The sequence below is a fragment of the Clostridium sp. Marseille-P2415 genome, assembly GCF_900155545.1.
Lineage (GTDB): Bacteria > Bacillota > Clostridia > Lachnospirales > Lachnospiraceae > Lacrimispora.
This window is the reverse complement of record NZ_LT732526.1, coordinates 2295164-2308815: the sequence shown is the minus strand read 5'-3', so window position 1 is coordinate 2308815 and position 13652 is coordinate 2295164. Positions and strand designations below refer to the sequence as shown.

8 protein-coding genes are annotated in these 13652 nt (G+C 49.7%); 6 read left to right on the top strand and 2 right to left on the bottom strand.

Annotated elements, in window-relative coordinates; genetic code table 11:
• Positions 1-209: 209 nt before the first annotated feature.
• Positions 210-1082: a YitT family protein gene (locus tag BQ9856_RS15485; RefSeq protein WP_077611837.1), complete on the top strand. Its 873-nt coding sequence runs from the start codon at positions 210-212 to the stop codon at positions 1080-1082.
• 24 nt (positions 1083-1106) lie between these two features.
• Here BQ9856_RS15485 and BQ9856_RS15480 read toward each other — a convergent pair whose 3' ends face one another.
• Together BQ9856_RS15480 and BQ9856_RS15475 are read right to left on the bottom strand one after the other, a co-directional pair.
• Entirely contained in the window at positions 1107-2510 is a 1404-nt protein-coding gene (locus tag BQ9856_RS15480; RefSeq protein ID WP_077613394.1) for an MATE family efflux transporter, read from the bottom strand.
• 180 nt (positions 2511-2690) lie between these two features.
• Positions 2691-3131 (bottom strand): FMN-binding protein, encoded by a 441-nt coding sequence (locus tag BQ9856_RS15475; RefSeq protein ID WP_077611836.1) that lies wholly within the window; start codon positions 3129-3131, stop codon positions 2691-2693.
• Between the two features lie 96 nt (positions 3132-3227).
• Between BQ9856_RS15475 and addB the strand changes: the two genes are divergently transcribed.
• The 5 genes from addB (at position 3228) to BQ9856_RS15450 (ending at position 13601) form a co-directional block, all read left to right on the top strand.
• Positions 3228-6743 carry a helicase-exonuclease AddAB subunit AddB gene (gene addB / locus BQ9856_RS15470; RefSeq protein ID WP_442855537.1) on the top strand — a complete coding sequence of 1172 codons (3516 nt, stop codon included), beginning with the start codon at positions 3228-3230 and terminating at the stop codon, positions 6741-6743.
• On the top strand, positions 6733-10422 hold the full coding sequence (gene addA / locus BQ9856_RS15465; protein WP_077611835.1) for a helicase-exonuclease AddAB subunit AddA: 3690 nt from the start codon (positions 6733-6735) through the stop codon (positions 10420-10422). The genes addB and addA overlap by 11 nt, the downstream gene beginning before the upstream one ends.
• Positions 10423-10504: 82 nt before the next feature.
• The gene (selD, locus tag BQ9856_RS15460; RefSeq protein WP_077611834.1) at positions 10505-11551 is read left to right on the top strand and encodes a selenide, water dikinase SelD; all 1047 of its coding nucleotides are present in this window, start codon (positions 10505-10507) and stop codon (positions 11549-11551) included.
• A 5-nt stretch (positions 11552-11556) separates the two neighbouring features.
• Positions 11557-12699: an aminotransferase class V-fold PLP-dependent enzyme gene (locus BQ9856_RS15455; protein ID WP_077611833.1), complete on the top strand. Its 1143-nt coding sequence runs from the start codon at positions 11557-11559 to the stop codon at positions 12697-12699.
• Complete coding sequence (locus tag BQ9856_RS15450) at positions 12696-13601, top strand: selenium metabolism-associated LysR family transcriptional regulator (protein ID WP_077611832.1); 906 nt, start codon at positions 12696-12698, stop codon at positions 13599-13601. The genes BQ9856_RS15455 and BQ9856_RS15450 overlap by 4 nt, the downstream gene beginning before the upstream one ends.
• Positions 13602-13652: the final 51 nt, after the last annotated feature.

Below are 13652 nucleotides of genomic sequence, written 5' to 3'. Positions count from 1 at the left end.
AGCATTAAGTGGTGGGTGGGGACTTGCTTGTGTCAGGTGGAGTACAAGCTCCACCTGACAAGCAGCGATAGCTGCTATTCGGTTATGCCCGGTGGAGCGGGGCACGCTGTGAGCAAGTAGCGAAGCGGATTGCGAATATCCGCTTGACAAATATATTGATACAGGAGAAGATCTTACATATAATATTACTTAAAAGAAGGAGGAATCTTATGTGGAAGAAACTGAGAAGGGATAAGCGGGTCCGCAATCTGATGACAACGGCAGCGGTTGTGGTGTCCGCGCTCTTACAGACGTTTGTAATACAGGCGTTTATAAAACCTGCAGGCCTTTTGTCGGGGGGGTTTACGGGAGTTGCGATTCTGGTCGACCGGGTGACTTCCCTGTTTGGATTCAATATATCCACCTCGTTGGGCATGATTCTTTTAAATATACCGGTTGCCTGGGCCTGCAGCAGGAGCATCAGCAGGCGGTTCACGTTCTTTTCCCTGCTGCAGGTATTTTTAGCCAGTGCCTTTTTAAAAATATTTCATTTTTCGCCCATATTTGAAGACGCAATACTTAATGTCATATATGGCGGTGTTCTGTATGGCTTTGCCATTGTCCTGGCTCTTCGGGGAAATGCTTCGACCGGTGGAACCGATTTCATTGCCCTGTACGTGTCAAATAAGACCGGAAATTCGATCTGGGCCCATGTTTTTCTTGGTAACGTGATCCTGCTTTGCATTTTCGGAGTCATTTTCGGATGGGATTATGCAGGATATTCCATCCTGTTCCAGTTCGTGGGTACGAAAGTCATTTCCACGTTCCATCACAGGTATGACCGGGTCACACTTCAGGTCACCACAGCCAAAGGGCCGGAGCTGGCTAGTAAGTATGTAAAAGCCTTTCGCCACGGCATTTCCTGCGTGGATGCGGTAGGAGGCTACAGCAAGAAGAAAATGTACCTTCTTCATACGGTGGTGTCCTCCTATGAGGTGGCTGACATTATAGCACTGTTCCATGAGGTGGATGAGCATATCATCGTAAATATGTTTAAGACCCAGCAGTTTTTCGGAACCTTTTACAGGGCTCCCATGGAGTAAACCGGTGCGTTTAAAGCGGCAATCTCATGTTTCCTGCCGCTGCTTTCGAAAACGAATTGGGAACCCCAATCTTCCCAGCCTGCTGAACCAGTTGAAATACACGATAAATAAGACAGAAGTGGTTGTCCAGGTCAGCGGGTAGCTGAAAATCACGGTCTCAATGGCCGGACGTAAGGGAACTGCCACACAGATCCAGATGATCCGGAGTGCGCAGACGCCTAAGCAGGTAAGGATCATCGGAATCCAGCAGTCGCCCGTTCCGCGCAGGGAGCCGGAGTAAATCTCAATGCAGACATAAGTGAAAAACGTGGGAGCCAGATAACGGAGAATTTCCGTTCCCTTTTCGATCACGGCGGCATCGGTGGTGAACAGTAGGTATATGTAATTGCCAAAGGTAAATAATAAAAAGCTCAATAGGATGGCTGCAGCAAAGCTCATGATCATACAGACCCGGATGCCCTTGTAGACCCGTTCCTTTTTTCCGGCCCCATAGTTTTGTCCCACAAAGGTTGTGATGGATATTCCAAAAGCGCTGATGATCATCCAGAATACGCTGTCAATCTTTCCGTAGGCTGTCCAGGCTGCAATGGTGTTGGTCCCCAGCGTGTTGACGCTGGTCTGGATGATGACATTGGAGGATGAGTACATGACCGACTGAAGACCGGCAGGAAATCCGATCCGGACGATGCGTTTCAGCATGTCCCGGTCAATTCGTATGGCAGCTGGTATCAGATGGTAGGATTCCTTCGTACGGATCAGCACAAGCGTCACGAGAACGGCGCTGACCAGCTGGGAGATTATGGTGGCCAGGGCGGCTCCCATAACGCCCATGTGGAAGGAAACAACGAAAAGCACATCCAGAACGATGTTGGTAAAGCAGCTGGCAATCAAAAAATAAAGAGGACGCCTGGAGTCCCCGATGGCCCTTAAAATACCTGCGCCCATATTATAAATAAGGTTTGGAATAACTCCGATAAAATAGATCCGCATGTATAAAACAGCATGGTGCATGATCTCATCGGGTGTTCCCATCGCTTTTAAGGCAAAGGGCGCGCCCAGGATGCCGACCCCCATTAAGACCGTGCCGCATATGATGGAAAAGGCTATGGCGGTGTGGACCGCATGGCTGACTTTTTCTTCCTGTCCGGCTCCGTAAAACTGGGAAATGATCACTCCGGCACCGGAAGAAAGCCCTATGAAGAACCCGATCAAAAGATTGATCAGGGTCCCCGTAGGGCCTCCCACGGCTGCCAGAGCTTCCTTTCCCACGAACCGGCCGACTATGACAGCATCAGCGGTATTATAAAGCTGCTGAAAAAAAGTTCCAAATAAAATAGGAAAGAAAAACAGAAGAAGCTGCTTCCATATCACTCCCTCTGTAATCTGATTATGCTTCCCCGCATCTTGTGTCCTCGTATTCTGACTCATATGTTTCCTCTTTCTCGTCCGCGCCTTCTGGACATAAAGGTATACCCGAAGGGTGTTTCCTCTTTCTCGTCCACGCCTTCTGGACATAAAGGTATGCCCGAAGGGTACTTCCTCATTCCAGTAATTATGTATTCTTTTTTTCATTATACAGTCTCAAACGGAAAAACACAATCCCCGGACTTATTCGGTTATCTGTGCTTTTGAAATGGCCTGATCCACAGCCTTTAGCAGCACGCCGGAGGTATAGCGGGTCTCAGTTGAATAGGAAATATTTTTCGTAGACTGGTTTTTAATGATCTGTTCGGATAAGTTATCCATGGCCGGCTGCATCAGAGGATACATGGTGGTGACAGCCTCACTTAAGGGAACCAGGGTGACCGAGGTGATTTTTTTGGAGTCAACGGTGACCTCCACATTGATATCCTGACTATTCAGCGTAATGGCAGAGGAATAGACTCCCGGAACATAGAGCACAGGGTCGCCGGAAGCGGTGACAGAATCCTTTTTCGGGCGGAACATGACTAAAAACAAAGTAATGAGGAGAATTCCAAGGCCGACGAAGATTGCAGTGTAAATGATTTCTTTCATTCGTAAAACGACGATTTTTGTTTTTGAGCTCATAAAAGAAGCCCTCCGTACAGTTTTGTTATAATGTATTAATGCGGAATGGGTTTCATGCCTAAGATTTCATTGTTGTCGGAGGAAATCTGTGTTAAGATGATAAGCAAACATGCGTTTTGTTTTACAGAGAGAAATAGAGAGGAAAAAGCCATGTCCCTTCAATTTGTATTGGGCGGATCCGGTTCCGGCAAAACCTACCGCCTTTATACGGAATTGATCCGGCAGTCACAGGAGGCGCCGGATACCCAGTATATTGCCATTGTGCCGGAGCAGTTTACCATGCAGACCCAGAAGGAAATCGTTTCCCTTCACCCCAGGCACGGGGTCATGAATATTGATATCGTAAGCTTTAAACGTCTGGCTTACCGGGTGTTTGAGGAGCTTGCCATTGCAAATCCCCAGGTCCTTGATGATATGGGAAAATCCATGGTGCTTCGGAAGGTAGCTGCCAATAAAAAAAAGGACCTGATTCTTTATAAGGAACATTTATCAAAAGCGGGATTTATCTCCCAGTTAAAATCCATGCTGTCCGAGCTTTACCAGTACGGGGTGACGCCGGACATGCTGAATGAGAGAGTACCGGATGCAATAAGTCCTGTGCTTCGGCAGAAGCTTTCCGATATTTCCGTCATTTATCAGGGGTTTAAGGATTACATCAAAGATAAATACATCACCACAGAGGAAATTTTAGATGTCTTATGCAGGGTTCTGCCTCAGTCGGAACTGATTAAGAACAGCGTCATTACCCTGGATGGCTATACGGGATTTACGCCGGTCCAGTACCGGATCCTGGAACTGTTTCTGCGCTACAGCAAACGGGTCATGGTGACTGTGACCATAGACCCGTCCGAAAACATGAGCAAAAGGTCCGGAGTCCAGGAGCTGTTTTACATGAGCCGCCAGATGATCCGGAAATTAAATGACCTGGCAAAGGAAGCGCAGACAGGAAGGGAGCAGGACATCCTGCTTATGGAGCATCCGGCTGTCCGTTACCGTAAGGGGGCCGGGGAGACCGCAGGACAGGAAGGATGCAGGCCGGATAATGCCCTGGATTTCCTGGAACAGAATTTATACCGGTATAAGGGGAAATCCTGCCGGACGGTTCCTGAGTCCATCCACCTGATTCAGGCCCTAAATCCGACAGAAGAAATTGCCGGTCTGATTCACACCATGGAAGAACGGATCAGGAAGCAGGGCCTTCGGTACCGTGATATGGCGGTCATAACAGGAGATTTGGGAAGCTATGCCAATGAGATCGCTCATCAGTTTCAATTGAACGGCATCCCCTATTTCCTGGATGATAAAAAGAGCATTTTAAAAAATCCCATGGTGGAGCTCATACGGGCGGCCATAGAAATCATACAGAAGGATTTTTCCTATGAATCCGTGTTCCGCTATTTAAGGACCGGTCTCATAACCGGGGAAGAGGATAAGGCGAAGACGGACCGGTTGGAAAATTATGTCATTGCCATGGGAATCCGTGGATTTAAAAGATGGGATTCGGTATGGGAAGGCTGGTACCGGGGCGGTAAGGAGCTTAACCTGGAAGAATTAAATGCATTCCGGGAAGAAATTATGGTTCCTTTAAGACGTCTCCGGGAGGCTTTCCGGGAGGAGGATTCCACGGTAAAGTCCATGACCAGGGCCGTAGCAGCCCTTCTTATGGAGACAGGCATTGAAGAAAAGATGCTGGCCTATGAATCCGGATTCCATGAGTCGGGAGAATTAAACCTTGCCAGGGAATACAGCCAGGTTTACGGATTGGTCATGGATTTATTTGAACGCTTGTCAGGGCTTTTGGGGGACGAACATGTAAGCCGCAGGGAATATGCCGAGATTCTGGACGCGGGTTTTTCAGAAATCAAGGTAGGCCTGATTCCTGCTTCTGTGGACCGGGTGGTGGTCGGTGATATCACCAGAACCAGGCTCGACCATATCAGGATTTTATTTTTCGTAGGAGTGAATGATGGAATTGTCCCGGTAAAAAAAGAAAAGAGCAGTCTGTTTACGGACCGGGAAAGGGAATTCCTGGGAAATCATGCCATTGAACTGGCGCCTACCGCCAGGGAAGAGGGGTTCCGGCAGAGATTTTACCTTTATCTGGCACTTACAAAACCGGAGAGGGAATTGATCCTGTCCTATGCAGCCATGGACAGCAGCGGAAAAAGCATGCGCCCCTCCACTCTGATCGGGGAACTGAAAAAACTGTTTCCAGGGCTTTCGGAAGCCGTACCCGCCAGGATGCAGGTTCCCTTATCCATGAGAGAAGCAAAAGACTGTCTGGCGGAAGGGCTGCGGGAATATGGAAAAAAGGCCGGGGATGGCAGATTTCTGGAACTGTTTAAAGCCTTCCTCCTTTCCGGGGATTACAAAGAGGAAGGAAAGAAGCTGGCCGAAGCCGCTTTCTACACCTATAACAAGAGGGGAATCGGAAAAGCGGCGGCAAAGGCCCTTTACGGTTCTGTCATAAGCGGCAGCGTCACAAGAATGGAGCAGTATGCTTCCTGCGCTTACGCCCATTTCTTAAATTACGGGCTGGAATTAATGGAGCGGCAGGAATATGAACTGGCCGCTATGGATATCGGAAACCTGTTTCATGATTCCATTGACTTATGGTTTAACCGTATGAAGGAAGAGGGGAGGGATTTCAGGACTATTTCCGGGGAAGAACGGAAAGCTCTGGTCCATGAATGCGTTGCCCGGGTGACAGAAGAGTACGGCAATACCATTTTAAAAAGCTCTGCCAGAAATTCCTATCTGGCCGGCAAGGTGGAACGGATCACGGACCGGACGGTATGGGCTCTTTCGGAGCAGTTGAAAAAAGGGGATTTCACTCCGGTGGGATTTGAGGTATCCTTTTCTGCCGCCGATGATTTAAAGGCAATGAGGATTTCTTTGTCAAAAGACGAAGCCATTCATTTGCAGGGAAGGATCGACCGCATGGATTTGTGTGAGGATGAGGAAGCAGTTTATGTGAAGATCATTGATTACAAGTCCGGAAGCACGGCCTTTGACTTAACGGCTCTGTATTATGGCCTGCAGCTTCAGCTGGTTGTTTATATGGATGCGGCCCTGGAAATGGAGGAGCGGCGGACGGCCGGCAAGCCTGTGGTTCCGGCCGGCATTTTCTATTACAATATTAACGATCCGGTCATTGATAAGGATGGGGAAATGTCGGAAGAGGAGTTGAACAGCCGGATGTTAAAACAGCTGCGCATGAATGGCCTGGTCAACAGCGATTTCAGTGCGATTTCCCACTTGGACCGCGAGATCGAAACCGAATCCGATGTTATACCGGTTGCCATGAAGAATGGAATCATTCAGGAAGCCAGGTCATCGGTGGCAGGGGGCAGACGCTTTGACGCATTAAGGCAGTTTGTACAGGAAAAATTGAAATCAGAAGGAAGAGAGATCCTTGACGGAGTCATTGACGTAAATCCCTATAAGCAGGGGGTAAAAAGTGCCTGTGACTACTGTCCTTACCATGCGGTCTGCGGATTCGATTTAAAGACGGCCGGGTATGGTTACCGGAAATTTAAGGCTCTGAAATCCGAGGAGATATGGCCGGTTATGGAAGGAGAAGAGGAGGAAGGAGAAGAAAATGGCGATTAGCTGGACGGATGAACAGAAGGCGGTTATTGAAAGCAGAAACCGGAACCTGCTTGTGTCGGCAGCAGCAGGAAGCGGGAAGACCGCTGTTCTGGTGGAGCGGATCATCCGCATGATCACCGAAGGAGAAGAACCCTTAAGAGTTGACCAGCTTCTGGTCATGACCTTTACAAAGGCTGCGGCCGACGAGATGCGGGAACGGGTTTTAAAAGCCGTGGATGAAAAGCTCATAGAAAATCCGGACAGCTCCCATCTGCAGATGCAGGCAGCCATGATCCCATACGCCCAGATCACGACCATCGACAGCTTTTGTCTGGGACTGATCAGGGAACATTATAACAAGCTGGATATTGATCCGGCCTTCCGGGTGGGCGATGAGGGAGAGCTGATTCTATTACGCGCCGATGTGATGAAGGAAATGCTGGAAACGTGTTATGAAAAGGGGGATCCCTTATTCGAACGGTTTGTGGAAACCTATGCCACGGGAAAGTCCGACCGGGGGATCGAGGATTACATCATGCAGGTGTATACCTTTTCCCAGAGCAATCCCTGGCCGGAGGAGTGGCTTCTTAACTGCAGGCAGGAGCTTGAAACCTGTGATATGGACCGGATCATGGATACTGCGTGGATGAAATTTCTTATGAGGGATGCAGCACTCCAGCTTTCGGAGTTAAAAAGCCAGATGGAAGCAGCCAAAGAGGTCTGTGAGGAAGAAAACGGTCCGGAGGCCTATCTGCCTATGCTTACAAATGACCTTCGCATGCTGGACCGCCTTTTAAAGGCAGATGATTATGAGTCGTTTAATGAACAGTTAAAAGAGGTTTCCTTTGACCGCCTGGCTTCCATACGGAATAAGGACATTGACCCGGATAAAAAGGCTTATGTAACGGGGATCCGGGACCGTGTAAAAAAGGCGGTCGGAAAGCTTCTTGCGTTATACTGCTTTGAATCCCCCCAGGAGGTCCTTTCCGATATCCGGGGAACCAGAGAAGCCGTAACGCAGCTTCTGGATCTGGCAGGGGAATATGCCCGCAGATACCGGGAGAAAAAGAAGGAAAAGAATCTGGTGGATTTTAATGACTTAGAGCATTACGCCCTGGAGATCCTGCTGACAAGAGAAGGCGGCAGGCCGGTTCCTTCGGATGTGGCCGATGAGCTGAGCAGCCAGTTTGAAGAAATCCTGGTGGATGAATACCAGGACAGCAATGATGTACAGGAAGCCCTGATAGGCAGCATTTCCAGAGAGCGCTTCGGGAAGCCCAATGTATTTATGGTGGGAGATGTAAAACAGAGCATCTATCAGTTCCGCCTGGCCAGGCCCCAGCTGTTTTTGGAAAAATACAATTCCTATTCCAAAGAGGAAGGAAAATACCAGAAGATCGAACTGCATCAGAACTTCCGAAGCAGAAATCAGGTTCTGGAGAGCATCAATGAGGTTTTTTACCAGATCATGACCGAGAATCTGGGGGATATCCGGTATACGAAAGAAACCGCACTTCATCCGGGAGCGGAATTCTTGCCTGCGGACTTACGTGTGGGAGAGAAGTCAGAGCTGCTCATGATCCATGCCGAAGGAAACTTATTAAAACAGCTCGATGAGGATGCCGCCGATTATACCGGCCGGGAGATGGAGGCAAAGGTTATTGCCGCAAAGATCCGGGAATTTACGGACCCCGTAAACGGCCTTTTCATCTGGGATAAGAAACTGGATGGAAAGGGGGGCTACCGCATTGCCGGGTATGGGGATATGGTGATATTGCTGAGAAGCTTAAGCGGCTGGGCCGAAGACTTTGTCAGCATTCTGATGAATGAAGGGATCCCCGCTTATGCGGAGCGGAAAACCGGATATTTCACAGCCACGGAGGTGGAAACCGTTCTGTCAATGTTAAACATCATTGATAATCCCATGCAGGATATCCCTCTGGCTGCGGTGTTGAAATCTCCTGTGGGCGGTATCACGGATGAGGAAATGGCCCATATGACGGCGCTTTGGAAAAAAACAGCGAATAAGGGGCAGGACCGGGGATTATACGGAGCCTGGCAGCATTATCTGGAGGAATACGAAGGAAAAGAGGATCCGGATCAGCCGGGGCTTTTTAGGAAACTGAAGGCTTTTTCCGGCATGCTTTCGGAATACAGGAAAAAATCGGCCTATCTTTCCATTCATGAACTGCTTTATGATCTGTATGAGGGGACCGGGTATTATGATTATGTTTCCGCCATGCCGGCCGGTGAAGTCCGGAGGGCCAATCTTTCCATGCTGGTGGAAAAAGCGTCAGCCTATGAGAAAACCAGCTATACGGGCCTGTTTCATTTTATCCGGTACATTGAGAACCTGAAAAAATACGATACGGATTTCGGGGAGGCCTCTCTGGCCGGGGAGGAGAACACGGTCCGGGTCATGAGCATCCATAAGAGCAAGGGGCTGGAATTTCCGGTGGTATTCCTGGCCGGGATGGGGAAGAAATTCAATAAGCAGGATGCATACGGGAAGATCCTCATCGATCCGGATCTGGGAATTGGAACGGATTTTCTGGATCTGGACCGACGCGTAAAGGCCCCCACCTTAAAGAAACATGTCCTGCGCCGGAAAATGGAGCTTGGTGCCATGGGAGAGGAGCTCCGGGTGCTTTATGTGGCCATGACAAGGGCCAAGGAAAAGCTGGTGATGACCGGGCTTGACCGTTACCTGGATAAGAAGCTGGAGCGTTTTGCAGAGATACCCAGGGCAGAGGGACAGATTCCGTTCACCCTGCTTTCTGCTGCGGATTCCTGTCTGGACTGGCTGCTCATGAGCCTGTCAGGGAAATATTCGGATACAGGAATCCTGTCGGAGGAAGGGCAGGATACGGGGAATCTGGTGGTAAGGGAGCTTTCGGTATCCGGTCTGGTGGGACAGGAGATGGAACGGCAGGCCGAAAAAAGCCTGACAAAGGAAAGCCTGCTCTCCCTTGATACGGAAATGGTTTATGACCGGGCTTTTGCGGCAGATTTAAAGGCTGCTTTTGAATACCGGTATCCCTATATGGCGGATATAGGGCTCCATACCAAGCTGTCCGTATCAGAACTGAAGAAGAATGGGCAGTTTACCGATGACGGGGAAAGTGAATTTCTCCCGACCATTCCCGCCTTTTTTACGGAGGAAGGAAAAGAGGAAAAAACCGGAGGAGCATTCCGGGGGACTGCCTATCACCGGGCCCTGGAGCTTCTGGACTTTGGAAAAGTCCGGACAAAGGAAGAGCTCCGGGCCGCGATTTTAAGCTTTCGAAGGGATAAGCGGATGGATGAAGAAAGCATTTCCCTGCTGTCGGAAGATCTGCTCATGGCCTTTTTGCATTCCTCTTTGGGACAGCGTATGGCGGCCGCGCAGGCAGAAGGACGGTTAAAAAAGGAGCAGCAGTTTGTCATCGGCATACCTGCCCGGGAAATGGATGTGGGGGATTCGGATGAACGGATCCTGGTCCAGGGTATCATTGATGCCTATATGGAAGAAGAGGGAGCCCTGGTTCTGGTGGATTATAAGACGGATCGTATCAGGCCGGGAGAAGAGCAGGTGCTGGCTGACCGCTATCAGGTGCAGATGGATTATTATAAGCGTGCCCTGGAGCAGATGACGGGAAAAAAAGTGAAAGAAAAGATCATTTATTCCCTGACTCTTGAAAAGGAAGTTTCTTTGAACTAAAAATTTTTTAGTTTTGCTAAAGAATAATAATATGCTAAAATGATAATAGATAATATCTATAAATAGAAGGAGAAGGATGGATATGGTACCGGATAGCGAAGTGAGACTTACCCAGATGACAAAAACAGCCGGCTGTGCCGCTAAGATCGGCCCTGGAACCCTTGCCGGAATCTTAGAGAATCTGCCGAAATTTGAAGATCCCAATCTGCTGGTGGGGATTGAAACTTCCGATGACGGAGCGATCTACCGGGTGAACGATGAATTGGCCCTGATCCAGACCCTGGATTTTTTTACCCCGGTGGTGGATGATCCTTACATCTTTGGCCAGGTGGCGGCAGCCAATGCGCTGAGCGATATTTATGCCATGGGAGGGGAGCCGAAAGTGGCTCTTAATATCGTGGCATGGCCAAACTGCGTGAATCCGGCATTTTTGGGAAAGATACTGGAAGGCGGCGCGTGCAAGGTGCTGGAAGCGGGAGCCGTGCTGGCAGGCGGTCATTCCATTCAGGATGATGAACCGAAATACGGGCTGAGTGTTACCGGGTTCGTCCATCCGGATAAGGTTTTTAAAAACTGCGGAGCCAGGCCGGGAGATGTCCTGATTCTGACCAAGCCTCTGGGAACCGGGATCGTCAATACGGCGGTCAAGGCGGATATGGCTTCCGAAGAGGCGAAAAAGGAAGTGATCCGTGTCATGACATCTTTAAATAAGAAAGCCAAGCAGGTGGTGGAGCATTACGGTGTCCATAGCTGTACCGATGTCACCGGTTTCGGCCTGGCAGGCCATTCGGTGGAAATGGCGGAGGGCAGCGGTGTAACGCTGGAAATCTTTGTAAAGGATCTGCCCATCCAGAAAGAGGCCCCAGAGCTTGCACAAATGGGGTTGATTCCGGAAGGGGCTTACCGGAACCGGTCCTTTGCGGAGGATAAGGTGGACTTTGGAGAAACGGAAGAGTATCTCTGCGATATCTTCTGCGATCCCCAGACTTCAGGAGGACTCCTGGTCAGCGTTTCCCCTTGGGATGCAGAGCAGATCATGAAAGACTTTGAGACCGTTAAAATGGAGACAGCCTGCCGGATCATCGGACGGGTTGTGGAAAAAGAAGAAAAATATGTAAAGCTGAGGTAAGAGCCATGATTTATCTGGATAATGCGGCAACCTCATACCAGAAACCGGAAGAAGTAAGAGCGGCGGTGGCGGATGCATTGCTTCAACTGGGGAATTCCGGCCGGGGGGCTCATGGGGCGTCACTGGATGCATCCCGGATGATTTTTGATACCCGAAGGATGTTGGCAGAGCTTTTCCATGCAGGAGATCCGGCCCGGGTTGCCTTTACGGCGAATTCGACGGAGAGCTTAAATACCGCCATTCAGGGCGCGTTTGACCCGGGAGACCATGTGATTACTACCGTGATGGAGCATAATTCCGTACTTCGCCCCCTGTACCTGATGGAAAAGCGGGGAGTAGAGCTTACCATCCTGCCTGTGGATCAAAAGGGCAATATCCGGTATGAGGATTTAGAAGCGGCAATCCGGAAAAATACCCGTGGTGTAGTCTGTACCCATGCCTCCAACTTAACCGGGAATATGAATGATCTGGAAGCCATCGGGCGTATCTGCAGGGCACATGGGATTTTATTCCTGGTGGATGCATCCCAGACCGCGGGAGTGTTTGACATTGACATGGAACGGATGGGGATCGATGTCCTGTGCTTTACCGGCCACAAGGGTCTTTTAGGTCCTCAGGGAACAGGAGGAATCTGTGTCCGGGACGGGATTTTAATAAGGCCTCTGATGGTGGGAGGGAGCGGAGTTCACAGCTATTTAAGGACCCAGCCGGAGGAGATGCCCGAGGCTTTGGAAGCGGGTACCTTAAACAGCCATGGGATCGCCGGTCTTCATGCTGCATTATTGTATCTTCGGAAAACCGGCATCAACAATATACGGGAGAGAGAGCTCATGCTCATGAAACGGTTCTATGAGGGAGTGAGGGAAATTCCGGGGATCCGTGTGTATGGGGATTTTTCAGAGGAAAAGCTTCTTTGCCGTGCGCCGGTCGTGGCCCTTAACATACGGGACTGCGATTCCGGGGAAGTGGCGGACGAGCTGGCCTTTCATTATGAAATTTATACCAGGGCAGGGGCTCACTGTGCGCCCCTCATGCATCAGGCGCTGGGAACTGCAGAACAGGGAGCTGTCCGTTTTTCCATGTCCCATTATAATGAAGAAAAGGAAATCGACGAAGCCATCCATGCTGTGAGGGAGCTGAGCCTATGAATTTGAAGCAATTGGAAGCGTTTGTATGTGTAGCGGAAGTAAAAAGCTTTTCAGCGGCTGCGAAAAAGCTTTACCTGACCCAGCCTACGGTAAGCGCCCACATCGGTTCGCTGGAAAAAGAACTGGGAGTCCGATTGTTTATCCGCACCACAAAGGATGTGGAGCTGTCAGGGGAAGGAGAACGGCTTTACGACAATGCCAGGAAAATGCTGCAGTTGGAAAAAAATATCCTGCGGGACTTTACCCAGAAGGACCGCAAAGCGGCAAAGAAGATCATTGTAGGTGCCTCAACGGTGCCGGGGCAGTATATTCTGCCGCAGATCCTTTCCCTGTTTACCAGAACCTATCCGGGAAACCAGCTGGAGCTAAAGGAAGCAGACAGCATGGAGGTAGTCCGGATGGTACAGGAAGGCCAGGTGGAGATCGGCTTTACGGGAACCATGGGTTCTGATCCGGCCTGCGTATTTGAGCCCTTTTATCTTGACCGTCTGGTGATCATTACTCCAAATATCGAACGGTACCGTCAGTATGAGAAAACCGGATTTCCTCTGGAACGGTTCTATGAAGAGCGCTGGATCGTCAGGGAGGAAGGCTCCGGTACCAGAAAGGAAGCGGAACGTCATCTAAAGGATATGGGGCTGGACTTAAGCCGGTTGGAGATCGTGGCTACCATTAACAATCAGGAGACCATTAAAAAATCGGTGGGAGCGGCAATGGGCATTTCCATTATATCCAGTGCAGCCGTAGAGGATTACGTAAAACAGGGCTCTCTGCTGCGTTTTTCTCTGAGTGCGGATGATGTTTACCGGAAATTGTACATGGTTTGGAGCAAGAACCATAAGCCCGGAAAAGCGGCCAGGCTGTTCCTGCAATTTGTCCGGGAACTGTATGCATATTTATAGACATTGTCTATAAAGAAAGTCATAATGATTGTGTTCACGCCGGAGATCAGA

Bases quoted from the DNA above. Each gene is read 5' to 3' on its own strand.
- addB (WP_442855537.1), top strand. From the start codon at position 3,228: ATGATAAGCAAACATGCGTTTTGTTTTACAGAGAGAAATAGAGAGGAA.
- BQ9856_RS15450 (WP_077611832.1), top strand. From the start codon at position 12,696: ATGAATTTGAAGCAATTGGAAGCGTTTGTATGTGTAGCGGAAGTAAAA.
- addA (WP_077611835.1), top strand. From the start codon at position 6,733: ATGGCGATTAGCTGGACGGATGAACAGAAGGCGGTTATTGAAAGCAGA.
- selD (WP_077611834.1), top strand. From the start codon at position 10,505: ATGGTACCGGATAGCGAAGTGAGACTTACCCAGATGACAAAAACAGCC.
- BQ9856_RS15485 (WP_077611837.1), top strand. From the start codon at position 210: ATGTGGAAGAAACTGAGAAGGGATAAGCGGGTCCGCAATCTGATGACA.
- BQ9856_RS15480 (WP_077613394.1), bottom strand. From the start codon at position 2,510: ATGAGTCAGAATACGAGGACACAAGATGCGGGGAAGCATAATCAGATT.
- BQ9856_RS15455 (WP_077611833.1), top strand. From the start codon at position 11,557: ATGATTTATCTGGATAATGCGGCAACCTCATACCAGAAACCGGAAGAA.
- BQ9856_RS15475 (WP_077611836.1), bottom strand. From the start codon at position 3,131: ATGAGCTCAAAAACAAAAATCGTCGTTTTACGAATGAAAGAAATCATT.